The organism is Mucilaginibacter sp. UYCu711 (assembly GCF_050433825.1).
Taxonomy (GTDB): domain Bacteria; phylum Bacteroidota; class Bacteroidia; order Sphingobacteriales; family Sphingobacteriaceae; genus Mucilaginibacter.
The window spans coordinates 73,645-99,085 of sequence record NZ_JBNPWM010000007.1; the positions used below are offsets into that span (position 1 = coordinate 73,645).

The 25,441-nt window shown below is 41.6% G+C and carries 18 protein-coding genes; 7 read left to right on the forward strand and 11 right to left on the reverse strand.

All coding sequences use genetic code 11. The annotated features are described in order from the left end of the window. Positions 1-50 precede the first annotated feature (50 nt). A complete protein-coding gene (locus ABIB50_RS15785; RefSeq protein WP_429381136.1) occupies positions 51-287 on the forward strand; it encodes a hypothetical protein in 237 nt (78 codons plus the stop codon). Positions 288-290: 3 nt separating this feature from the next. Here the strand turns inward: ABIB50_RS15785 and ABIB50_RS15790 are convergent, their stop codons facing one another. The 3 genes from ABIB50_RS15790 to ABIB50_RS15800 all read right to left on the reverse strand — a co-directional run bounded on the left by ABIB50_RS15790 (position 291) and on the right by ABIB50_RS15800 (position 3,538). After that, entirely contained in the window at positions 291-2,039 is a 1,749-nt protein-coding gene (locus tag ABIB50_RS15790) for an ABC transporter ATP-binding protein (protein WP_429381539.1), read from the reverse strand. Between the two features lie 134 nt (positions 2,040-2,173). Next, on the reverse strand, positions 2,174-2,941 hold the full coding sequence (truA, locus tag ABIB50_RS15795; RefSeq protein WP_429381138.1) for a tRNA pseudouridine(38-40) synthase TruA: 768 nt from the start codon (positions 2,939-2,941) through the stop codon (positions 2,174-2,176). Between the two features lie 78 nt (positions 2,942-3,019). After that, positions 3,020-3,538: a DUF892 family protein gene (locus ABIB50_RS15800; protein WP_429381140.1), complete on the reverse strand. Its 519-nt coding sequence runs from the start codon at positions 3,536-3,538 to the stop codon at positions 3,020-3,022. A 122-nt stretch (positions 3,539-3,660) separates the two neighbouring features. Between ABIB50_RS15800 and ABIB50_RS15805 the strand changes: the two genes are divergently transcribed. From ABIB50_RS15805 to ABIB50_RS15815, 3 genes are all read left to right on the forward strand, one after another. Next, complete coding sequence (locus tag ABIB50_RS15805) at positions 3,661-4,128, forward strand: DUF4293 family protein (RefSeq protein WP_429381142.1); 468 nt, start codon at positions 3,661-3,663, stop codon at positions 4,126-4,128. Between the two features lie 5 nt (positions 4,129-4,133). After that, entirely contained in the window at positions 4,134-4,658 is a 525-nt protein-coding gene (gene lspA / locus ABIB50_RS15810; RefSeq protein ID WP_429381144.1) for a signal peptidase II, read from the forward strand. 183 nt (positions 4,659-4,841) lie between these two features. After that, complete coding sequence (locus ABIB50_RS15815) at positions 4,842-6,692, forward strand: DEAD/DEAH box helicase (RefSeq protein WP_429381146.1); 1,851 nt, start codon at positions 4,842-4,844, stop codon at positions 6,690-6,692. Positions 6,693-7,158: 466 nt separating this feature from the next. Here ABIB50_RS15815 and ABIB50_RS15820 read toward each other — a convergent pair whose 3' ends face one another. Then, the gene (locus ABIB50_RS15820; RefSeq protein ID WP_429381148.1) at positions 7,159-7,503 is read right to left on the reverse strand and encodes a hypothetical protein; all 345 of its coding nucleotides are present in this window, start codon (positions 7,501-7,503) and stop codon (positions 7,159-7,161) included. A gap of 292 nt (positions 7,504-7,795) precedes the next feature. On the opposite strand from ABIB50_RS15820, the gene ABIB50_RS15825 reads away from it, so the two are divergent. Then, positions 7,796-11,659 (forward strand): TIM-barrel domain-containing protein, encoded by a 3,864-nt coding sequence (locus ABIB50_RS15825; RefSeq protein ID WP_429381150.1) that lies wholly within the window; start codon positions 7,796-7,798, stop codon positions 11,657-11,659. Positions 11,660-11,964: 305 nt separating this feature from the next. Here the strand turns inward: ABIB50_RS15825 and ABIB50_RS15830 are convergent, their stop codons facing one another. From ABIB50_RS15830 to ABIB50_RS15840, 3 genes are all read right to left on the reverse strand, one after another. Then, the gene (locus tag ABIB50_RS15830; RefSeq protein WP_429381152.1) at positions 11,965-12,972 is read right to left on the reverse strand and encodes an NAD(P)H-dependent glycerol-3-phosphate dehydrogenase; all 1,008 of its coding nucleotides are present in this window, start codon (positions 12,970-12,972) and stop codon (positions 11,965-11,967) included. A 113-nt stretch (positions 12,973-13,085) separates the two neighbouring features. Then, the gene (locus ABIB50_RS15835; protein WP_429381154.1) at positions 13,086-14,426 is read right to left on the reverse strand and encodes an efflux RND transporter periplasmic adaptor subunit; all 1,341 of its coding nucleotides are present in this window, start codon (positions 14,424-14,426) and stop codon (positions 13,086-13,088) included. Between the two features lie 23 nt (positions 14,427-14,449). Then, positions 14,450-15,886 carry a TolC family protein gene (locus ABIB50_RS15840; protein WP_429381156.1) on the reverse strand — a complete coding sequence of 479 codons (1,437 nt, stop codon included), beginning with the start codon at positions 15,884-15,886 and terminating at the stop codon, positions 14,450-14,452. A gap of 98 nt (positions 15,887-15,984) precedes the next feature. Between ABIB50_RS15840 and ABIB50_RS15845 the strand changes: the two genes are divergently transcribed. After that, entirely contained in the window at positions 15,985-16,608 is a 624-nt protein-coding gene (locus ABIB50_RS15845) for a polysaccharide deacetylase family protein (RefSeq protein ID WP_429381158.1), read from the forward strand. A gap of 67 nt (positions 16,609-16,675) precedes the next feature. Here the strand turns inward: ABIB50_RS15845 and ABIB50_RS15850 are convergent, their stop codons facing one another. Next, positions 16,676-16,846, reverse strand: coding sequence for a hypothetical protein (locus ABIB50_RS15850; protein WP_429381160.1), 171 nt, complete (start codon positions 16,844-16,846; stop codon positions 16,676-16,678). A gap of 95 nt (positions 16,847-16,941) precedes the next feature. Then, the gene (tsaD, locus tag ABIB50_RS15855; RefSeq protein WP_429381162.1) at positions 16,942-17,946 is read right to left on the reverse strand and encodes a tRNA (adenosine(37)-N6)-threonylcarbamoyltransferase complex transferase subunit TsaD; all 1,005 of its coding nucleotides are present in this window, start codon (positions 17,944-17,946) and stop codon (positions 16,942-16,944) included. Positions 17,947-18,192: 246 nt separating this feature from the next. On the opposite strand from tsaD, the gene ABIB50_RS15860 reads away from it, so the two are divergent. Continuing rightward, complete coding sequence (locus ABIB50_RS15860) at positions 18,193-22,668, forward strand: translocation/assembly module TamB domain-containing protein (protein WP_429381164.1); 4,476 nt, start codon at positions 18,193-18,195, stop codon at positions 22,666-22,668. Here ABIB50_RS15860 and ABIB50_RS15865 read toward each other — a convergent pair. Together ABIB50_RS15865 and ABIB50_RS15870 are read right to left on the reverse strand one after the other, a co-directional pair. Then, positions 22,665-23,867, reverse strand: a complete 1,203-nt coding sequence (locus ABIB50_RS15865) for a bifunctional 3,4-dihydroxy-2-butanone-4-phosphate synthase/GTP cyclohydrolase II (protein ID WP_429381541.1) — start codon at positions 23,865-23,867, stop codon at positions 22,665-22,667. The genes ABIB50_RS15860 and ABIB50_RS15865 overlap by 4 nt on opposite strands. 93 nt (positions 23,868-23,960) lie before the next feature. Then, positions 23,961-25,439, reverse strand: coding sequence for an LptF/LptG family permease (locus tag ABIB50_RS15870; RefSeq protein ID WP_429381166.1), 1,479 nt, complete (start codon positions 25,437-25,439; stop codon positions 23,961-23,963). Positions 25,440-25,441 lie beyond the last annotated feature (2 nt).

Sequence of the window (25,441 nt, forward strand, 5' to 3'; positions counted from 1 at the left end):
TAACGCCTGCTGCGGTATAAACAAAATTGTTTAATGCCTGTTATTTGGGTATGACAAAGCCAGCAAACTCAACAGACAAAGCATCGCCAGCGGATACACCAACCCACAGGCCCAATGATAACGGTGGCAAAGCCAAAGTACGCAGTGAAGATAAACGCTATGATGCCGACCAGCCACACGGCGGCGATATAGCCAACAAACACGAAAGAGAAGAGCAGCCGGTTGATCCTGTAAAAACTCCACCCGCAGAGAAAGGCATGGATAAAGGACAAGTGCAGCCTGACTAATGACTATCTGGATATTCCGGTAGAATTAAACTGCAGATCATACAACTTGCGGTAATACCCATGATCTATACGCAGCAGTTCCTGGTGAGTACCCATTTCTTTTATTTCGCCATGATCAAGCACGATTATCTTATCTGCATTTTGTATGGTTGATAAGCGATGGGCTATAACAATAGCCGTACGGCCCTGCATCAGCTTATTAATAGCGTTTTGTATCAGGATCTCGGTCTCAGTATCAACGGATGATGTAGCCTCATCCAGCACTAATATCGCAGGGTTATAAACCAGCGCGCGGATAAAGGATATCAGCTGCGCCTGCCCTGCTGATAGCGTAGCACCGCGCTCCATTACATTATAATCATAACCACCGGGCAGGCGTTCAATAAACTCGTGCGCGCCCACATCCTTTGCTGCCGCGATGATCTGTTCCCGGGTTATCTGCTCATTATTCAGGCTGATGTTATTGGCAATGGTATCGGTAAACAAAAACACATCCTGTATCACCGTGGCAATCTGTGCGCGCAGGTAGTTAACATCATAGTCCATCAGGTTATGGCCGTCAACCTTTACCTCGCCCTTCCCTATCTCGTAAAACCGGTTTAAAATATTTATGGTTGATGATTTGCCCGCACCGGTAGCCCCAACCAACGCCAGTGTTTCGCCGGGTTTTATGTGGAAGTTGATATCCTTCAATACCCAGTTCTCATCATTATAAGCAAACCAGACATTTTTAAATTCTATCTCGCCGTCTAAGCGGGTTGGTTTTAGTGTGCCGGGGTTAATGGCAACTTCATCGGTATCCAAAACTTTAAAAATGCGGTCGGCGCCTACCATGCCCATTTGTAAGGTATTAAATTTATCGGCCAACTGGCGTATCGGCCTGAACAACATCGTGAGCAATAAAATAAACCCGGTAATTACGCCCGGCGTAACCCCTTTGCCTGATGCAGAAAGACTAACGATCTGCTCGTCGGACAAGATCCGTTTACAACCATACCAAACCAATAGCCCCATACAAATTGCGAACAGGACCTCAACCACGGGGAAGAAAATAGAGTAATACCAGTTAGAACGGATATTGGCATCGCGGTATTTTAAGTTAACGGCTTTAAACTTGCGCATCTCCTGCTCTTCGCGGGCGAAGTTTTGGATAATGCTGACGCCCGAAATATGCTCGGCCAAAAAAGTATTTAGTTGCGCCACCTGCGTACGCACTTCCTGGAATGATGATTTTATAGCTTCCTTAAAAACATAGGTTGCTGCCAGTAAAAACGGCATCGGTATCATGGTAATGAGCGCCAGTTTCCAATCCTGGTAAAGCATCAGCCCAATTACTGCAACTACCAGCAGCAAATCGCCAATGATAGAGATCAAGCCCTCCGAAAAAATATCAGCAATGGTTTCCAGGTCGGACACCGTGCGGGTGATCAGCATCCCGATAGGTGTACGGTCAAAATATTTTAACCTTAAGCTGGTAATATGATTAAAAACATCAATCCGCAGATCGCGGATAACCGATTGCCCAAGCGCGTTGGTTAAATAAGTTTGATAATACTGCGCTACTGTTTGAATAATAAGTATGCCTATCATCAACTCCACCATAAACAGCAGGCCGTTATAATCATTTAGCATGATATGCTCGTCAAGCGTTTTTTGGATCAGGATAGGTTGCAGCAGGGCGGTCACCGCCAAAAACACTGTTAAAAATGCCGATAGGTTAAACGTAGTATTATACGGTTTAACATAATGCATTACGCGTTTTAAGAGGCGCCAGTCGAAGGCTTTACCGGTAACTTTGTCCAATTATTGAATTATTGATTGAGTGAATTAGTGAATACAAAGGTAAATTTAATAAATCCGAAATCTAACATACGAAATCCAAAATATTATAAATACGGGTACTTCACCTCCGTTAAATACAATGCGCAAGCCGGTACAGATGCCCCGGCATTACTGCGGTTCTTGCTCTCAATAATATCGCGCACCGCTTCCGGTTGTATTTCCTTTCGGCCCACCATAATTAGTGTACCCACTATGGCACGCACCATGTTGCGCAAAAAGCGGTCGGCCGAGATGTGAAACACTATGCCATCATCTTCCCTTACCCACTCTGCACGGCTTATTTTGCAGTTATTGGTTTTAGTTTGGGTATTTGATTTACTGAAACAGCTAAAATCAGTGTATTCCATAATGATCCGGGCTGCCTCATTCATTAGCTTTAAATCGGGCACATCGCGCAGCAACCACGAGTAACCATGCTTAAAAGGATCTTTATTAAAATGGATATGATATTGGTAGGAACGCAGCGTAGCGTCAAACCGGGCGTGTGCCCCAGCATGAACCGGCAAAATATTCTTTATTGCGATATCATGCGGCAAAACAGAATTTAAACTCCTAACCAAATTCTTTAAGCCTGCTTCATCAAAAGCTCCTTCTTCAGGGGGCTTGGGGCTAAAATGCGCGAAAAAATCTTTAGCATGTACCCCGGTATCCGTACGGCCACAGCCTAAGGTCTCAATGGGCTCCCGCAAAACGGTCGACAGCGCCTTATCCAAGACCTCCTGCACAGCAACAGCGTTAGGTTGTGTTTGCCAGCCATGATAATTGGTACCATCGTAAGATAGTTGGATGAAATAGCGTTGGGTTGAAGTCACCGAGCAAAAATAGTGATTAGTTAATTAGTGATCAGAGATTAGTTAAACGATAACAAATCTCTAACCTCCAATCACTGATCAACTGATATACTCCTTATAAATGGCTTCAAATAAAATCTTATTCTCAACCGCGATATCAAAAGGCTGATCAAGGAAAGTATTGCTATAGCCTATCGCTTTGGCCAGATTCTTTAAAACTTTAAAATAGGTTATTTCAATACCTTCAATTATCTGCAGGTAAAAAAGTATGAACACATCCCGCTCAAGCGGTGTCTTGCCCGATTTAATAACCGACAAATAAGCTTCCAGCGTCATGGCTTTCATACCTAATACACTGGTTTTTTCAGGCCCTTTATGTATGGACAGGTAAATCGCGTCCATTTGCAGTATCTGGTTATTGGTATCGGTCTTTAGCTCTTCAATTGCTAATTTTAACTGCTGTAACGACGCAATTATTGCTATCTCGCCAAAAAAATCAAGCAAGTGTTGCTTGCCAAAATAAATGCTGTTTAAATGTTCAAGGAACATTTTTTTCAGAAGGTCATCCTCAAATTTTACATCCTTGGGTGTAAGTGCTGCTTCAGGGGTATCGGCCATAATTGTAATGATTTAAGCAGGTTAAAGCTACACTATTATTTACAAATAATAATTAATGTATCCTTTATATGACAATTTTGTCAATCGCTCAATTATATTTGCTGGATAATTTTTTTATAATCATGTTACAACGTATACAAAGTATATATTTATTAGCTGCGGGCCTGGTGCTGGCTGCCTTATTTGTGTTTCCGTTAGTTCATAATGTTTCTGTACATGGCAATGCCCTTACTATTATGGTTACCGGCGTTTACCAGGACGTTAACGGGGCATCAACCCATACCGTTTTTTTTATGGCGTTAACCATAGCTACCGTATTTGTGGCGCTGGCCCCACTGCCGGTTATTTTTATGTATAAGGATCGACGCAAGCAAATTAATTTATGCTACGGTTTAATGTTTTTGATCATAGCCTACAGCTATTGGGTATCGCAAACGGTAAAGGATGCCATTGCCGATGCTTATTTAAGCTTTAGTAATTATGGTATAGGTATTATATTGCTGTCCTTAAGCTTATTGCTGATTGTACTGGCGCAAAAATCAATACAGCGCGACGAAAAGCTGGTAAGATCTGCCGACAGGTTAAGATAACTATCATGAAAACCTGGGTTAAAATATTATTGTTTTGTGTGGTATGCACCACATTTATCGGCTGTGACAGGGTAACTAAGCAACTTGCTAAAGACCATTTAATGAATAACCCGCCAAAGTCTTACTTTCATAACACTTTTGTTTTAGAGTATGCCGAGAATACCGGTGCAGCGCTAAGCTTCGGCGATAATTTGCCGCAAGCTGCCAGTTTTTGGTTGTTGGCTATACTGCCGTTGTTTGTGATGATAGCATTGTTTATTTATGTAGTAAAGCAAATTAACAACTTTACCTGGTTCAAGCTATTCGGCCTTACTTTAATACTGGCCGGCGGCCTGGGAAACATTATCGACCGTATTATATATGACCGCCATGTAACGGACTTTATGAACCTGGGTATCGGCGACTTTCGCACCGGCATTTTTAATGTAGCCGACGTTTGTATAACGGCCGGGGTGATTGCCTTATTTATAGCTTATAACAGCAGGAACAAGGGGTTGATAAGGCCCGATAATGTGGAGGAGGCTTCATAGCATAATATTGATTTACTGTTATTTGCCTAAATAGCAGCCATTATTTATCAATATATTGGGTTCATTTAACAGGGTAAAGGGACAATCTTATAAATCAGATCTCGATTACACTTTGAAATGCCAAAAATTAACGCTACCTTTGCGCCCGATTTGGCGATGTAGCCAAGTCCGTTATTTAAATTCATGAACCCATTTATTAATCTGGGAATCCGTCATGATATTGTTAATGCCATCTCTGAGTTAGGGTTCGAAAACCCTACGCCAATCCAGGAACAGTCAATCCCGGTATTGTTAACAGGCAGCAACGATTTTGTCGGATTAGCCCAAACCGGGACCGGTAAGACTGCTGCCTTTGGCCTACCATTGTTAGAACTGTTGGATTTCGAAGAAAATCATCCACAGGCACTTGTTTTATGCCCTACACGCGAACTTTGTTTGCAAATTACTAACGACATTAAAAACTACTCCAAAAAAATGGGCAACGTGAACGTTGTTGCCGTTTATGGCGGAGCCAGTATTTCAGACCAATTACGCCAGATAAGACGCGGCGTACAAATTGTCGTTGCCACACCTGGCCGTATGCTTGATATCATCAACCGTAAGGCAATTGACTTTACAAAGGTGAAATTTGTAGTATTGGATGAAGCTGATGAAATGCTCAATATGGGCTTTCAGGAAGATATTGACAGTATCCTGTCTACCACACCGGACACTAAGAAAACCTGGTTGTTTTCTGCAACTATGCCGGCCGAAGTGCGCCGCATAGCTAAAAAGTACATGAATGAGCCGTTTGAGCTTACCATGGGTACTAAAAACACCGGCAACGCTAACATTGAGCATGAGTACTATGTAGTACGTGCCCGTGATAAGTATGCCGCATTTAAACGCATTGTTGATTTTAATCCTGACATTTTCGGTATCGTATTTTGCCGTACCAAAATTGAGACTCAGGATATTGCAGAAGCGTTAATGAAAGATGGCTACAACGCTGATTCATTACACGGTGACCTGTCACAACAACAACGCGATAAAGTTATGAAACGCTACCGCGAGCGTAATCTGCAGCTGTTAATTGCTACAGACGTTGCCGCACGAGGTATCGATGTTAACGACGTTACACACGTAATTAACTATTCATTACCTGATGAGGTTGAGAATTACACCCACCGTAGCGGACGTACTGCCCGTGCCGGTAAAACAGGTGTATCTATCTCTATCATCAACGCAAAAGAATTAGGTAAAATACGCCAGATTGAGCGTGGCTTAGGCAAAAAATTTGTTAAGGTTGAAATTCCTACAGGTTTTGATGTTTGCGAGAAACAATTATTCTCGATAGTACATACCATACATAATGTAGAGGTAAACGAGCAGCAAATTGAACAATATCTTCCACGTATAATGGACGAGTTTAAGGACCTGAGCAAAGAAGATTTCATTAAACGTTTTGCATCTATCGAGTTTAACCGCTTCCTGGATTATTACAAAAACGCACCTGACTTGAACGCTCCTGTTGAAGAAGGCCGTTTTGACCGCGAGCGTGGTGAGCGTGGTGAACGTGCTCCACGTGGCGAAGGTGGCAAATCAGAATACACCCGTTTATTTATAAACTTAGGCTCTGTTGATGAGTTTAACCGTGGCGATTTGCTGGGTTACATTTGCACCAATGGTAAAATAAGTGGCCGCACTGTAGGTAAAATAGACGTTAAAGGTGTTTACTCTTTCTTTGAAGTGCCAAATGCCGAAACAGAAACCGTAATGAACAACTTTAAAGGCGTTGAGTTTAAAGGCCGCGAAGTTAGGATTGAAGTATCAGGCGAAGGCACAAGCACTACCCGCAGTGGCGGTGGCGAGCGCCGCGAAGGCGGCTACCGTGGTGGCGAGCGCCGTGAAGGTGGCGGTGGCTACAACCGTAGTGGTGGTGGCGAGCGCAGAGAAGGCGGACACCGTGGAAGCGGTGCACCAAGCAAGGCGGGATTCCGCGATTTTTCAGGCAAAAGCCGCGAAGATCGCCCGGAACGTAAACGCAGATTTTAAGTTAATTAGTGATAGGAGATCAGAGATTAGGATACAATTAAACTAATCTCTGATCACTAACCTCCCATCACTTCAAGATAGTTTTTAGTTTTAGTTTAGTTAACAGAGCCTTTTCAATTGATTGAAAGGGCTTTTGTTTTTTGGTAAACGCAGAAATAAAAAGGGTTAGCTAATTAAAGATCTCAGCAATGATCTGCTTTGTCTTAAATTAACTAACCTTTAACTGGCATATTAAGATCGTTTTCAAAGATTAGCAATAGCATAATCATTATTCGTTAATTACTAATCTTTAACCGATGCGTAGCGCGCTTATTAATATCTTTAAAAGCAAACTACACATTAATAATCTTCAACCTATAATCTGTTTATTACGACATACTTACCAACAGTACAGCGGTAAGGATGTGAACGGCTATTAATATGTATTTCATTGTAGTACTTGTTGTATTAATACCCTTATGACTTCTTAGCGTTTATAAGGTTTAGTAGTCTTTAACTGCCATTTGCTTAAATATTTGTAATGGCCGCGTTTGTCTACATAATAGTAGCGCGAGTGTTTATCAATATAAACCAGTTCGCCTGTTGGTGCCCAGTGGCCATTGTATCTTTTACCCGTAATAGCCGCAGCTCCTTTAACAGAAACTTCAGACGTTTTATGACCTACGTCTTTAGCCGCTACTGCTGTTGCATGGCCTACATCTTCGGCAGCATGGCCTACTTTTTTGGTAACCGGTTCGTGGTGTTGAGCAAAGCTTTGGCTTGCCGCAAATATTCCGGCAGTAAGTAAAGCTATTTTGAATGTATTTTTCATGGGTTGTTGTGTTTGTTAACCTATCTATACAATATTGCTGCCAATTGCATTTGTTTGGCATAAATGCTTAATTTATGACATGTAGCGTAATATAGTTTCTGTTAAAGAAATAATTGCTGTACTGTTTTGTTAGCTGATGTAGGTTATTTAATGCATATAATCAAACATCTTATTAAATTTGCCAGCGATTATAAACTGCCGTGTTTGCAGATGGTTGATAAACAACTTATCCGGCCAAAAAACAATAAATTAGAAATCAAATCGGGTGTATTACAGGCACCAACAATAAACAATGGGAGAAAAAAATTGGTACGTTAAAAAAAGTAAAATCGTTTTGTTGGCCCTGGCTCTTCCGTTTTGTACTATCCAGCCGATACATGCAGTAAGTAAATTGGCTGAATTTAAAAGTGTTGTGCAACAAGATCCGGCCATTTTAAGTGCCAAAAAAATTAATGAGAGCACCATAGAGATATTGCTTGCCGATAAAAAACGAATGCTGATTGATTTTTATGGCGACAATATATTCAGGCTTTTTCAGGATAATTCTGGCGGTTCTTTCAGAGACCCGGAGGCGAAGCCCGAAGCCAAAATCCTGGTTGATAACCCCCGTCACCCGCTTTCATCATTAAATTTAAGTGATGTAAACAATCAAATTACTATCAAAAACAGGCGGATAACGATCCTGTTTGATAAGCAAACAACTCAATTTAAGGTACTGAATACTGCAACGCAAAGTACCGTATTAGAACTTATCAGGCCCATTAACTTTGACCCTAAACAGGTAACACTTAGCCTGAAAGAAAATGCTGATGAATATTTTTATGGCGGAGGGGTACAAAACGGCCATTTTTCTCATAAGGGAAGGATCATTTCCATTGATAATCAAAACAGTTGGACCGATGGCGGGGTGGCTTCTCCAACGCCTTATTATTGGTCTACCAGGGGGTATGGTTGTATGTGGTATACCTTTAAAAAAGGAAGGTATGATTTTGGCGCAAAAGAAAAAGGCACAGTAAAGCTATCGCATGATAGCCCTTATTTGGATGTGTTTTTTATGGTTGACCCAGATGCCGGAGCCTTATTAAACGATTTTTATCAATTAACGGGCAACCCGGTGCTGCTGCCTAAGTTTGGGTTTTACGAAGGGCACCTAAACGCGTATAACCGCGACTATTGGAAAGAAGATCCAAAAGGGATTTTGTTTGAAGACGGAAAAAGGTATAAAGAAAGTCAAAAAGATAACAGCGGGATTAAAGAGTCACTTAACGGAGAAAAAAACAATTATCAGTTTTCGGCACGCGCGGTGATAGATCGTTATAAAAGTAATGATATGCCTTTGGGCTGGATATTGCCAAATGATGGGTATGGTGCAGGCTATGGGCAGACAGAGACATTAGACGGCAATATCAAAAACCTGAAAGATTTTGGCGATTATGCACGTAAAAATGGGGTTGAAATAGGCTTATGGACACAATCAGACTTACATCCAAAACCTGAAGTAAGTGCGTTACTGCAAAGGGATATTGTTAAAGAAGTACACGACGCGGGGGTGCGTGTTTTGAAAACAGATGTAGCATGGGTGGGCGCAGGATATTCTTTCGGGTTAAATGGCGTAGCCGATGTAGCTCAAATCATACCCCAATACAGTAACAATAGCCGCCCTTTCACAATATCGTTAGATGGCTGGGCCGGGACACAACGTTATGCTGCAATTTGGTCGGGCGACCAAACCGGTGGCGTTTGGGAATACATTCGTTTTCATATACCCACCTATATCGGCTCGGGGTTATCCGGGCAACCCAATATCACCTCTGATATGGATGGCATTTTTGGTGGTAAAAATCCGATTATTAATATTCGCGATTTTCAATGGAAAACCTTTGGCCCTATGCAATTGAACATGGATGGTTGGGGATACGACCCCAAATATCCCCAGGCTTTGGGCGAACCGGCAGCTTCAATTAACCGTAATTACCTGAAGCTTAAATCTGCGCTTATACCTTACACCTACAGCATCGCAAAAACCGCGGTAACAGGCTTGCCTATTATAAGGGCTATGTTTTTACAGTATCCCAATCCTTACACTATGGGCCCGGCTACACAATATCAGTATCTATACGGGCCTGATTTTCTGATAGCGCCAATTTACCAGGCTACCCGGCCCGATACAGAGGGGAACGATATTAGAAACGGTATTTACCTGCCGGAAGGCTTATGGATCGATTATTTTTCGGGCGAAAGATATGAAGGCAATCGTATCATCAATAATTTTAATGCACCTATATGGAAATTGCCGGTGTTTGTTAAAAGCGGGGCCATTATCCCCATGACTAACCCTAATAATAATGTAGCGCAAATAAATAAAGGAAATCGTATATATGAAATTTATCCTTCGGGAAAAAGCTCATTTACAGAGTACGATGATGATGGTACAACAGAAGCCTACAAATTGGGTAAGGGAGTAACAACATTAATTACGTCTAACCTTGATCAACAAAATATACTACATCTGCTGGTGCAACCCACTAAGGGTAATTTTATCGGATTTGTGAAACAAAAATCGACCGAGTTTAGGATCAATGTTACCGAAAAACCAAAAATAATTTTAGCAAAGATAGGTGCTAAACCAATTAATTTACAGCAGGTTAACACCATGGCCGACTTTAACCGTAAAGCTAATGTTTACTATTATAACCTAGCTCCCAATTTTAATACTTTCGCTACAAAAGGAAGTATGTTTGAAAAACAGGTGCTGGCTAAAAACCCACAGTTGTTAATTAAATTGGAAGTTACTGATGTGAGCAGTAAAGCAGTATTGGTCACAATAGGTGGATTTAAGTTTGCCCCTGCCGATAAGTTCCATGTTTCTGGCGGAGCACTTTCTGCGCCATTAAATGCCGGAGTAAAGGCCGAAAGTAGCGAGGCATATACCCTGAAACCTACCTGGAGTAAAGTAAAAAACGCCGATTTTTATGAAATTGAATTTAACAGCATGCTTTATAGCACCATTAAAGATACAATGCTTTTGTTTGATGGACTTAAGGCCGAAACCAGTTATTCTTTTAAACTGCGGGCGGTAAATAAAGACGGGCAATCAGGTTGGGTAGAATTTAAAGCCACTACAAAAAACAATCCGCTGCAGTTTGCAATTGCAGGGATTGTTGGCAAAACCTCTGTACCAAACGAGGGCGGAACCGATGTGGATAAGCTATTTGATTTTGATGAGGACGACATGTGGCATACTAAATGGAGCACCAAAGCAGTTCCGTTTGATTTGATAATGGACCTAAAATCTATTAATCAGCTTGATAAGTTTCAATACCTGCCGCGTACTGGCAGAGGCAATGGCATATTACTAAAAGGAACCGTTTATTACAGTACTAACAAAGAAGACTGGAGCCAGGCAGGCAGCTTTGAGTGGGCAAATAATGATGCCGTTAAAGTATTCAATTTTGACAAACACCCTGCTATGCGTTATATTAAGCTAAGTGTTACCGATGGCGTAGGCGGGTTTGGGTCGGGCAGAGAATTGTATGTGTTTAAAGTGCCGGGTACAGAAAGCCTGTTCCCTGGCGATATAAATAATGACCATTTAATTGATAGAAACGATTTAATTTCGTACACCAATTATACCGGCTTACGTAAAGGTGATGCTGACTTTGAAGGTTATGTGAGCAATGGCGATATCAACAAAAACAATCTTATTGATGCCTTCGATATCTCGGTAGTGGCTACGCAATTAGAAGGCGGTATAGCTGGTAATGACGCTGAAAAGGTGGCAGGTAAGATTGAATTAAATACGTATAAGCAAAATTATGACCGGGGCGAAATAATTGACGTGTTGGTGAAAGGGGTAGACCTTAAATCAGTTAATGCCTTAAGTTTTGCCCTGCCTTATAACCAAAATGATTATGAATTTATAGCCGTGCAAACACAGGGCGTTAAGAATATGGAGAACCTGACGAATGACAGGCTTCACTCCAATGGCACCAAAGCACTGTACCCCACTTTCGTAAACATTGGAAAAAAAGCGGCGGTTGAAGGCGATGTTGATATGTTTGTTTTGAAATTTAAAGCTAAACGGAAAGTGAAGTTCGATCTTGAAGCCATTGATGGTTTTTTGGTTGATAAGGGCTTAAACACCGTTAGATTTTAATTGGTTTCTAAAACATAGAAGTCACCAAAACTACCATCTAAATTTTGTTATTTGATATTGCCTCGCTTAAATCTTTGCAAAGATCATTTTAAGTATTTAAGGAAATTAGCCTTGTAAATTGTAGAAGTTTTGCAAAAGGCTATTTCCAGCCAATCAGGCCGGTTTTAGGTTAACCCTTGCCATTGGCATTACCCCCTAATACCCGGAAAGCACCTTAAATTACTACCGGCAAAAGGGACAATGTCTGAAAAAAATTTGAAATACTACCAGTTAAAGGCCGAAGCCGGTGTGAATATAAACCGCTGCTAATTCAGCTTATCCGCCAACTGTTTCATCTCGAAAGCCGGCGAGCGTTTTTGATAAAGGATGTTATATACCGCTTCAACTATGGGCATATCTACGTTGTACTGCTTATTAACCTCGTGGAGGCAATTAACTGCATAGTAGCCCTCGGCAATCATATTCATCTCTAACTGGGCCGAGCGTACAGTGTAACCCTTGCCTATCATGTTACCAAAGGTACGGTTACGGCTAAACTGCGAGTAGGCCGTTACCAGCAAATCGCCCAGGTAGGCAGACTCTTTAATGTCGCGTGTTATGGGATGTACGGCATCCACAAATCGCATCAGCTCGCGGATGGCATTTGATATCAGCACCGCCTGGAAATTGTCGCCATAACCAACGCCGTGGCAAATACCGCCGGCAATGGCATAGATATTCTTCAACACCGCGGCATATTCGGTACCATAAATGTCGTCAGACACGATTGTTTTGATGTAACGGGTATTGAGCATACCCGCAAATTCGGCGGCCAGGGCGGGGTCGCCAGAGGCTATGGTTAAATAGGATAGTTTTTCAAGTGCCACCTCCTCGGCATGGCAGGGGCCGCTGATAACCGCTATGTCATCAAAGGAAACATTATACTGCTTGTTTAAAAACTCGCCTATTATCAGGTTCTCATCAGGTACTATGCCCTTAATAGCCGATACCAGTTTTTTACCGGCAAGGTCATCGGCGGTGATATCTGTCAGCGCTTCTTTGAGGAAAGCGGCCGGCACATTCAATAAAATAATATCGGCTTGCTGTACCAGTGATTTAAGATCTGTAGAGATATTAGCAGCAGGTACCTTTATTTCAACCGAGCTTAAGTAGTTAGGATTATGCCCAAATTGCTTCACATGATCTACCGCCTGGGCGTTACGCATCCACCAAAAAATTTCCTTCTCGGTGGTATTATCGGCCAGCATTTTAATATTTGCCGTTGCCCAGCTACCCCCACCAACAACCAGTATTTTGTTATTTTTACTTTGCATCCTGCCGGGTTTATATTGACGGGCCAAAGTTAATGAAAATGTGGAGATGTGCAGGCAGGTAACAAAAAAGGCCAACCTTGCGGTCAGCCTTTATATTATTAGTTGGATATTAATTATTTATTATCCTTTTCGCTGGTAAACAATTTTGATTTATCTACCTTCTCAACCTCGGCACCATCTTTTAAAGTTTTAGAAATAGCAGGATATGGTGCAGACACCACTTCATCACCTGCTTTAAGGCCGGTTAGCACCTGTATATACATATCATCCTGGATGCCGGTGGTAACCTGTATCTGTTTAACCTTACCGTTGTTATAAATAAATACATATTCTTTTGCCGGGGCGTTATTTGCTTTAACAACCTTACTGTCGTCCTTTTTAGGGGCTGTTGCATCTGCCTTTTTATCGTCGCGGGTAGTTACCGATTGGATAGGCACTGCCAGTGCGGTGGTATGGTTAGTTTTAATATCAACGGTAGCAGTCAATCCCGGGCGGAATGGTGACGGGTTAGCACCGGTTTTATTCAGCAGATCGGTGTACGATTTTGGGTCGATCCTAACTTTAACGGTAAAATTGGTAACCTGGTCGGCAGTGGTACCTACCACATTGGCCGAGCTGCCTATCTCTGTAACCACGCCATTAAATTTTTTACCTAAGAAGGCATCCACCTCAATTTTTGAGGAATCGCCAACGGTTATGCGGTTAATGTCATTTTCGTTAACATCAACATTTACGTCCATCTGGCTAAGATCAGATATGGTCATGATCTCTGTACCTGCAAATTGCGCGGTACCTAAAACACGTTCGCCTTTTTCTATGGATAGTTTAGAAACCACACCATCAACCGGCGAATAGATGGTTGTTTTGTACAAATTATCCTGGGCCTCTTTAACAGTAGCTGATGATTGGGCCAAACCATATGTAGAGCCAATTACATTTTGCTTGGCTGCTTCTAACGATGCTTTTGCACCTTCGTAGCTGGCTTTGGCATTGTCAAACTCGGCAGCGGTTAATACCTTTTTGTCAAACAGTTCTTTACTTCTTTTATAGATTGCAGATTGGTTGGCAAATGTAGCTTCGGATTGTTTCAACATTTGGCTTGAGTTACCTACGCTTGCTTTTTGCGAGTTGTACGATGCAACTGCACGCTCATAACCCGACTTTAAAATGTCCGGGCGTATTTTACAAAGCAGCTGTCCTTTTTTAACAACGTCGCCTTCTTTTATCGGCAGCTCAACAACCTCGCCTGATACTTCGGGGCTTATTTTCACCTCAACATGCGGTTTGATCTTACCACTTGCCGATACGGTTTCGTTTATCTCACGTATAGCAGCCTTGTCGGTAGCAACCTGTGTTTTATCAGATTTACCAATTACACCGGTTACCTTGCCAATTATCAGCAATACAGCCACTACGCCTAATCCAATTAGTATATATTTTGTAGTCTTTCCCATAATGTGTTCAGGATTTATTTATTTTAAAGTGTTATGGTTTTACCCAGGTAATAATCAATTATTTTGCTTCTAAAAACAACGCTGTAGCGTGCTTCTATCATGTCGTTTTGCGATTTATTAAAATTGGTAACCGCGGTATTATAATCAAGCGAGTTTACCAAACCCACATCATAACGCTGCTTGGTAACATTTAAAGCATCCTTGTTAGCTTCAAATGTTTGTGTTGCCGATAGGTATTGTTTCTCGGCGGCGTTTAAATCAAGTACTGCTTGTATAATGGTCTTGCTTAAATTGTTTTTTGCTATTTGAGTACTTAGCTGCGCGCCCTGCAAATTAAGTTCGGCCTTGCGCACTGTAGTGCGCGTGTTAAATTTATTAAAAATAGGGATCTGGATACTTAAGCCTATGTTTTGGTTAAAGTTATCATTGATCTGGCTAAACGCAGAATATGGCCCATAAATAGGTTGTTGGGAAGCCGTAACAACCGATTGGTTAGTGGCTTGAACTATACCTATTTGCTGGGTTACGGCAGTTGATCCGATAACCTTTTGGTTTAAACGATCTGAATAACTTGAAGCCAGCCCCCCGTATAAACTAACCGTAGGATAGTAATAACCTTTAGCCAGTTTAATAGCCTGCTGATACGTTTTTTGTTGTAGCTCGGCCAGGCGGATATCCGGGTTAACCGTTAAGGCTGTCTTTACAACCTCATTGGCATCATATATAGTTTGGATATCGGTAAGCTTGCTAATGTCGGGCCTTTCAACCTCAATAGGCGTATATGGGTTCATCTCCATATATTGCTTTAAAATCAACATAGAAAGATCAAGTTGATTTTGGGCGGTAGTTAAATTTAAATTAGCGGTTGATACCTGCGCCTTAGCTTGCGACAGGTCTGCCAGCGTTTGGTTACCTACTTTAAAGCTGATATCTGATTTGGATAATGTTTGGTTGGCGATATCTATTTGTTGTTTTGCGGCAGTAACTAAATCCTGGTTGGTTAATATTTGCAGGTAGGTGGTTACTACGCTTAGTATTAAATCGTTTTTAATTTTGGCTGTCTGCCCCTTGTTAACGTCAAGCAATAGCCTGTTTTGTATGATCTGGTTGCGTAACTGGCCGCCCTGGTAAACCGTTAATTGTAATTGCGCATTACCGTTTATGTTTAACGACGTGGATGAAGTATAAGTAAATGAACCAGCAACCTGGCTTCGGCCAAAATTATAACCGCCTTGGGTGCTGGCGTTTAAGCTTGGCAGTAAGTTGTTTTTAGATTGTTGCAGGTCTAATGTACCAATAGACTCGGTAACCTGCGCCTGTTTTATAGTCAAGTTATTTGCCAAAGTGCGGTCGACCGCCATTTGCAGGGTGATTTTTTCTTGCGCCTTTGCGGTAAAGCCTGTTAAAGCTATAACCAGCAAACTTAGAATGCTTACCCGTTTAAATATAAATTCTGTCATAAGGATATTCCTGTACAATTATTAGATTTAAGTATTAGCTATTATATTTGAAAACCCCAACCTATTTTCACAAATTGCTCAAATATAATATTTGTTAAATGTACCTGGTAAAAACTCCCTGGCTTCTTAAAAAGCTGTATCCCCAATTAACCTGGGATATAAACAAGGCTGACCGCTGCATTTATCTGACGTTTGACGATGGACCCATACCTATTGTTACACCTTTTGTATTAAATATTTTAAAGCAGTACCATGCCAAAGCCACTTTTTTTTGTATTGGCGACAACATACGCAAACATCCCGACATTTTTGAACAGATAAAAGCCGATGGCCATGCAGTAGGCAATCATACGTATAACCACCTAAAAGGTTGGAAAACCGATAATTTAACCTACCTGGATAATTTTTTACAGGCTGATGAATTAATTGGCAGCAACCTTTTCAGGCCGCCTTACGGGCGCATAACAAGATCGCAGGTAAAGCTGTTGAAAGAAGCCAGGCCTGATCTGAAATTCGTCATGTGGAACATTTTAAGCGGCGATTTTGATATGGACCTGTGGCCCGAAAGCTGCCTGGATAACGTGACGAAAAATACAACGGCCGGTGATATTGTACTTTTCCATGATAGCCTTAAAGCGTTTGACAGACTAGAGTTTGTTTTGCCCGAGGCGATGGAGTATTGGAGTAAGAAGGGGTATGAATTTAAGTCGATTATGTTTTAGTGTACTGTGCCAGGTACAGGTGTAACACTTGGCACAGCTGGTACACCTGGCACACTTACAAACGGTCCTACTTCCCGCCTGTTTTTACATACATCCAAACTATACCACCAATAACGGTAATAGCCAGCACGATCAACCCAATCCAGCCTGAGCGTTTATCCTGGCGGATCAACCAGATTAAAAATACCACAAGCGGTAATACAAAAATTGTCCAGAAGATGAGTGAAGGAGCGGTCATTTTAATTATTGAGTTATTGAATTAATGAGTTATTGAGTTTTTAATGTGAGATTATAAAATTAAATCGATAATTCATTAATTCTATAATTCATACTTTAAAAACTCATCCTTGCCAATGGCGTTATACTTTGTTCGGCAAATTCGCCTTTTAAATATTTATGGTAGCCGGCTATAGCAATCATGCCGGCATTGTCTGTACAATATTGCATTTCGGGTATAAAACAGTTCCAGCCGTTTTTATCGCCCATTGCCTGTAATCCCTGCCGTAGTCCTGTATTGGCCGATACGCCTCCGGCTAAAGCAATATCTTTTATACCATATTCATCGGCAGCTTTTTTTAGCTTATTAAGCAGTATGGTAACTATCCGCTTTTCAACCGACGCGCAAATATCATTTAAATTATCGGCAATAAAATTGGGGTTAAGCGCAACATTATCCCTTATAAAATAAAGGATGGATGTTTTTAAACCGCTAAAACTGAAATCAAATCCGGTGATCTGCGGCTCGGGGAACTTGTATTTATCAGGATCGCCCAAACGTGCATGCTTATCAATCAAAGGCCCGCCGGGATATGGCAGCCCCAATATCTTGCTGGTTTTATCCATTGCTTCGCCTGCAGCATCATCCAACGTTTGGCCCACTACTTTCATATCAAAATAATCTTTCACTAAAACTATCTGCGTATGCCCGCCCGATACGGTAAGACATAGAAACGGGAAAGATGGTTTGCGCTCGCCAATAAAATGGGCCAGCACATGCGCCTGCATGTGGTTTATTTCAATAATGGGGATGTTTTTTGCCAGTGCAAAAGCTTTGGCGAAGGAGACGCCAACTAATAATGACCCTAAAAGTCCGGGGCCGCGTGTAAAAGCTACCGCATCCACCGCATTTTTGCTTACTTTTGCTTTTATTAATGCCTGCTGTACAGCCGGAACAATATTTTGCTGATGAACCCTTGAGGCAAGCTCAGGGACGACACCGCCGTAAGCTTCGTGTATAGATTGGTTGGCAATAACGTTGCTTAATACAACACCATCAACACAAACCGAAGCAGAGGTATCATCACAAGAGGATTCGATGGCTAAAATTACAAGCGACATTAATTATTGAATTATTGAGTTACTGAATTATAAAATTAGGCGATGAATAAACTAATCGGCTATCGTGTAATCCAAGTAATTAAATACAGTTAAAAATTAAACTATTGGGTTTTACAATTGTTGAAATCGCGAATGGTAATGCTACATTCAATAAATCAATAATTCAGTAACCCAATATTAAATAGCAAAGTTATTAAAAAAGTACTAAAAATAGCCTTAAGCATTGTCTTGTTCCTGCTGTTAACAGTGAGCATACTGCTGCTGCTGTTTCAATATAAACCGGTACAAACCTGGGCCGCAAAAAAAGTAACGGCCTACTTATCACAAAAACTGGGTACCGAGGTTAATGTTAAAAGCCTGTACATTAAGCCGTTTTCGTCCGTAGTGCTGGAAGATTTTTATGTGCTTGACAAACAACGCGACACTTTAGTACATACCCCCAAACTTACTGTCGAACTTAATGGCTTCTCGCTTTTCAGTTCCATCAGCGATCGTAAACTTGACTTTAAACTGATACAGTTGGATAATGGCTCGGTTTATCTAAAGAAACTAAAAAGCGGGGTTACCAATCTTCAATTTGTATTGGATAGTTTAAAATCAAAAGACACCACTAAAACAGCGCCCGGCAAACCGTGGACGATGATCTTTGGGCGATCTGTAGTTAATAATTTCCATTTCCGTTATCATGACCTGAATAAGCACGATAAAGTAAACGGAATAAACTTTGCGGACCTTGATGTTTACAATTTAAGCGTTGCTGTAAACAATATGGACCTTAAACATCACACCTTTATGGGTGATGTACAGCATCTTACGCTGAAAGAAAAAGGCGGCTTTTATTTAAAAAACTATACCGCGCTTACTACAATTGATACCAATAGGATACTGGCACAGCATCTGTTGATCCAAACGCCAAAATCGATAATAAGAAATCGCCTTGACATAAAGTTTAAGAGCTTTGGTGATTTTAGCGATTTTGTAAACAAAGTACATATAGATGGCAGCCTCCACTCGTCGCATATCTCATCAACAGATATTGCTTATTTTACTACAGGGTTAGAGAAGATAAATTTTGAATTAGGGGTAGATGGCCGCATAACCGGCTTAGTAAACAATTTAAAAGCAAAAAGCCTTACAATTACCGCCGGCCAGGCCACCTTTATAAAAGGCGACTTTAACTTTAAGGGCCTGCCTGATTGGGATAAAACCTACCTCGACCTTAAATTTGACCAGTTAGCCACCAATAAAAAAGATCTTGATTATTTATACAGCCACTTCACCGGCGATCCGAAAGCTGTAGCCCCGGAAATTGTTGGCCGTTTTGGTAATGTAAACTTTACCGGTAAGTTTAAAGGATTGCAAAATAACTTTGCAGCATCGGGCACATTTAAAACCCAGTTGGGGCGGTTTGACCCGGATATCAAACTTAAAATAGACAAAGGCGGGGTGCCGGTTTATAACGGGACTGTTGATGCTTATAACTTTAACCTTGGTGTTTTAATAGGCGATAATACCATAGGCCGCACCACATTTAAGGCAGTTGTTAAAGGCAGGGGCGACGGACTTAAAAACCTGAATGAAAATGTAAGCGCCAATATAACCTACTTTAATTTTAAAAATTACGACTATAAAAACATAGCTGTAAATGGCACCTACGCCGGTAAAAAAATAAATGCCAAGCTAACCGTTAACGATAAAAATATAAAATTTGACGGTGTAGGCAGTCTTGATCTTAACCCCACTTTGCCGCTGTACAATTTTACAGCAAACGTACATGATGCTAACCTGCGTGCCCTTAAATTGATTAAGGATACCATCATTATAAGCGCACAGTTAAAAACAAAGTTCTCGGGCAACAGCCTTAAAAATTTCGAAGGGGACATATTACTGTCGCCTATACGGATAATTGACCCACGGAACAATTACCTGCTTGATTCTGTATATGTTTCGGCAACGGGTAAAGGCGATTCGCGACTGATTGCCTTACGGTCGGACGCGCTTGACGGGAGCATAAAGGGCAGTTATGACCTGGCGACATTGCCATCTTATTTCAAAACCATCGCTAAAAAATATATCCCGTCGTTAAAAACGGATATTACCCCGCCCAAGCCGCAAAATTTTGACCTTAACCTGAAGATTAAAAACCTTGATCCGCTTACCGCTATCTTCCTGCCCGATCTGAAGATCCCTGAACAGGGAACTTTCATAGGCAAGTTTAACTCGGTCGAAAAAACGGCCAGTATTAATGGGTATATCAAAACTATCAAGTATAAAAAAATAGTGTTCCATGATTTTATCCTGGACGAAAGCACCAGCGACGCTTTACTGGGCATCAACTTGTCGTTAAAGCGGATTGACCTTACCGATGAACTGTTCATTAAGAATATCGATATTACCAACTTTATAAGTAACGACAGCTTAAAGTTTAACATAAAACTGGCTGATAAAGACGCTACCAACCAGCTGGATCTTTACGGCTTAGTTCAATTTGGTACAGACACTACAGCTAAGCTTATGTTGCTGCCATCAGATATTATTATTGAGCACCAAAAATGGCACCTGCAGGAACAGGTAAGGATAAGATTGTTGGATGGGAAAACCCAGGTAGAAGGCTTCGAGCTTTCAAACGGCGAGCAAAGGGCCAGGATTGATGGATTTATATCAGACAATCCTGCCGACAAGTTAAAGCTGTCGTTTATCAAATTTAGCATGACTACGCTTAACGAGCTTACTAAAACCGCTGGTATAGACTTAAACGGAACGATGAGCGGTGATGTGCTATTTAGCGCGATCATGAAATCGCCGGGGATTGACGCGCATTTAAATATTGATTCATTTAAAATGAACAATACACTGGTGGGCAATATTAAAGTAGTATCCAACTTAGACAATGAACGCAGCCAGGCCAACGTAAACATAAACATACTTAACCGTGGCTTAGAAACACTAAATATTGGCGGTGCGTATTATTTAGGTAAGGGTAAAGAAGACAAGCTTGACTTTGATGTTAAAATGACTGAGACGGAGGCCATTATTTTCGAGCCTTTTATTAAGGACCTGGTATCTGACCTGAAAGGTACTATATCTACCGATCTGAAATTGACCGGCACATTAGCCAAACCGCAATTAAACGGAAGCCTCAGTTTAGTAAATACCGGTGTCACCGTAAATTATTTAAAAACGGCTTATACAGTTAATGATAAACTGAGTGTGACCAATAGCGTGGTCAATATCAGTAACATGACATTGAAGGATTTTCGCGGCGGCACGGGTATAGCAAATGGTAAGGTAGATCTTAATAATCTATCAAATCCTACAATAGATGTGGATCTTAAAGCCAATAACTTAATGGCGTTAAATACCAGCTTTAAAGATAACCACATATATTTTGGCACGGCTTATGCCTCGGGCGATTTTAAGTTTAACGGCCCTGTTGATAATATGAATATTAACATAACGGCTAGTACACAAGCCGGCACCGTATTTAATATCCCGCTTAATACTTCATCAACTGTAAGTGAATATGACTTTATAAAATTTGTGAGCCATAAAGATACGCTCGGATTAAAAGCAATAGAAAAAGTAAAGGCATTTAATGGCGTTACACTTAATTTTGATTTGACAGTTGATGAGAAGGCCATCGTAAAAATAACTACCGATTATGGCGTGCTACAGGGCAGCGGGCAGGCAAAAAACCTGAAGCTGCGTATAAACAGCCTGGGCGACTTTGATATGTTTGGCGAGTTTGTAATCACATCCGGAAAGTTTGATTTTACTGCTAAAAACTTCATCAGCAAAAACTTTACGGTTAACCAGGGCGGTAGCATCCGCTGGACAGGGAACCCTACCAATGCCGAGATCAACCTGAAAGCTACTTACGAAGTACGTACGGATATAGCGCCGTTATATACCGCAGCGGGCCTGCAATCGCCTAAAGGTAATGAGCAAATATTGGTGCAGGCAGAGTTATTGCTTACCAAATCGCTCTTAGCACCCGAAATTAATTTTGATTTTAATTTCCCTACAGACCCATCTGTTAAAGATGATCTGGGCACCTATCTTGCCGATCCTAATAACCGTAACCAGCAGGCATTAAGTGTTATTGTAAGGCGTAACTTTAACTCGGGCACCGGTAGTAATTTAACTAACCAGGTGGCAGCCACAGCTACCAGCGCCATAAGTGAGTTTGCTTTCAATAAAATAAACAGCCTGATAGCCCAATCAAACATTAAGTATTTTGATTTTAATATCCGCTCGTTTAATGATGCCAGCGCATCGGTAAAGCTTTTTAATGACCGGCTGGTATTTAACGGTAGCTTATTTAACAACAGCACCGGCAGCGCTAACCTGTTCAATAACTCAAACCTGCTAAATTCAAACTTTAACAATCTGACGAAGGATTTTGAAGCATCCTACTTTATCAGGCCAGATGGATCGCTTACGGCACGGTACTCTTACCGGGTGTTAAATACTACTACACTAAATTATATAGATCAGTTGTCGCCGCAATATGTAAACGGATTGGGCCTGGTGTATCAAACAGATTTTAACAGCTTTGGCGAGTTTATCAGGAATATATTTACCCGTCGCAGGCCAACTAATGTTGGTGTAGCGCCATTGCCTGCGCCAACAACTACGCCTTTATCAGGCGGTACACCAGTAGCCACACCGGTTACACCACCAAAGCAGCCAATTAAAAAAGAGGAAGACGATGAGAATTAATGATCGCGCATAATGGAATGATCCATTTTGTCGCGTTTGGTTTTCAGGTAAGCCTCGTTATGCGGGTTTGAAGCTATTTCTATCGGCACATTCTCTACCACTTCTAATCCGTAACCTATCAGCCCAGCTCTTTTCTTTGGGTTATTGCTCATTAAGCGCATTTTTGATATACCCAGGCTGCGCAATATCTGCGCGCCAATGCCGTAATCGCGCTCATCCATACCAAAACCTAATTGAATGTTGGCCTCAACCGTATCAAAACCATTATCCTGTAAATTATAAGCTTTTAATTTATTAACCAGGCCAATGCCCCTGCCCTCCTGGTTCATGTAAACAATGGCGCCTTTGCCTTCTTTGGCTATCATTTCCATTGATTTGTGCAGCTGTGGGCCGCAATCGCAGCGGCATGATCCAAATATATCGCCGGTAACGCACGAGCTGTGTACACGCACTAAAATAGGCTCGTCAGGCTCCCAGGTACCCTTTACCAAAGCGATGTGATTATCGCCTGTATTTAATTGGGTATAAGCTATCATTTCAAAATCGCCCCATTCGGTAGGCAGCCTTACAGCTACTTCCTTTTTAATCATGGTTTCGACATCTAAACGATAAGCTATCAGGTCTTTTATAGATACAATTTTAAGATCGTGTGTTTTGGCCAGCTCTAATAATTCGGGTAAGCGGGCCATGTCGCCATTGGCATCCATTATCTCACATATAACACCTGCTGGCTCTAATCCGGCAAGTACAGCAAGGTCAACCGTTGCTTCGGTATGCCCTGCGCGGCGCAGTACGCCTCCATTTTTCGCTATCAGCGGGAATATATGGCCCGGCCTTCCTAAAGCCTCGGGCTTAGTGGCCGGATCAATCAAAGCCATAATAGTTTTTGACCTGTCTGTAGCCGAAATACCGGTAGTACAACCTTCCAGCAGATCAACAGAAACTGTAAAGTTTGTTTCGTACGAGGTGGTGTTGTGGCTAACCATGGGCTCCAGCTCCAGCTCGGTAGCGCGTTGCTGGGTAATTGGCGCACAAACCAGGCCGCGGCCATGGTGCACCATAAAGTTTACAGCCTCGGGCGTAGCAAAACGTGCTGCGGTTAAAAAATCGCCTTCGTTCTCCCTATCCTCATCATCAACAACAATTATTATTTTACCGGCTTTTATAGCTTCTATGGCCTCTGGAATGGTGTTTAGCATCTTGTACTTTTGGTAGCTTATTATATGGATACGTACCATATAATAACAAAGTTAACGCATTATGCAAAAAAACAGGTCGGCAGTTTGTAAAGATTATTCCTCAACAGCCTGCCCGCTAAGATCTACCTTGCGTTTAAAGGCTGACATTATCCTGCCGAATACCGCGTTAAACACCCGTTTGTATATATCAGCGTCAAATATTACCGAATCATTTGCGGCTTTGTAAGATAAGAACAGCCCAATTGGTGTTAAAATCATAATAGCTATCCACATACCCAAAAATGCAGAGGCATCGCCGGCTTTAACCGCTTTTTCTCCTATGGTTGATATGATATGATAGATCAGGAAAAACACCACCGACACCACTACAGGCAAGCCTAACCCGCCTTTACGGATAATTGCACCCAGCGGTGCCCCAATTAAAAACAGCACCAGGCAAGCGGCTGATAATGTAAATTTCTTTTGGTACTCAACAGCTGCGCTATGTACGCTATATGACGCCTCTTTATACGTGTTAGCGCGCCGCTTTATCTCATCCTGTACAGAACGGGCCTCGCTTATCGCATTGGTTATATAGCTTAACTTTTGGCCATTGCTGCCAAAATCCATCACACCATGTTTATATTCTGCATGTGTTTTATCAACCATATCTTTCCGGCGGGGCATAGAAAAATATTTAATATAAGGGGTAAGCAGTTGATAATTAACCCGGCGTCCGCTATCAATTACATGATCAATTTTGTTCATGGTATCTTTTAACAACCGCCTGTTCATCATCTGGAAGGCGCGGCTAAAACCGCTTTCGTCCGTCCGTTTAAAGGCAAGCCCGGTAAGGTCTAATTTATATTGTGCCGTTTTAAAACGGAAACGCGTTAATATCTGTCGCGGGTTGGGGTTGAAATTACCCCCCCCCGGCTTTTCTTCATAACGGATGCCGTCTTCAAGATTTATCATCAGGAAGCGGTTATCGTTCGACCGGAACATATTACCTTTTTTTGCCTTTAACAGATAGCCCGGGGTTTCAAAATCGACGCTTTTTGCGTAAATGGTTACACCATGCAGCGTTTGTCCGTCAGGGTCTTTTTTATCCACACGAATAGTATACCCAGGGAAACTGTTGCTAAAAACTCCCTCGGGTAAAAAGTTGGCCGATTTTTGCTCGCGTGCATCCCATAGCAAGGAATAATATTTCAGGTTGGCTTTAGGCAGCATGTAATCCGAAAAGAAAAACGCCCCTATACTTAACACCAATACCGCTACAAACATAGGATACAGCGCACGAGTTAATGATATACCAGCAGATTTGATAGCCACCAGTTCATAATTTTCGCCCAGGCTGCCATAGGTCATTATGGAAGAAAGGAGTACCGAAAGCGGCAGCGCCATTTGCACATTAGTTGCCGATGCATATAACATCAATTCGGCAATAACGTACCATTCAAAACCCTTACCTATCAGGTCATCAATGTATTTCCACAGAAATAGCATCAGCAACACAAACATTACTATCACAAAGGTCACAATAAATGGCCTTATAAATGATTTTAGTAATAAAAGGTGGATCTTTTTCACGG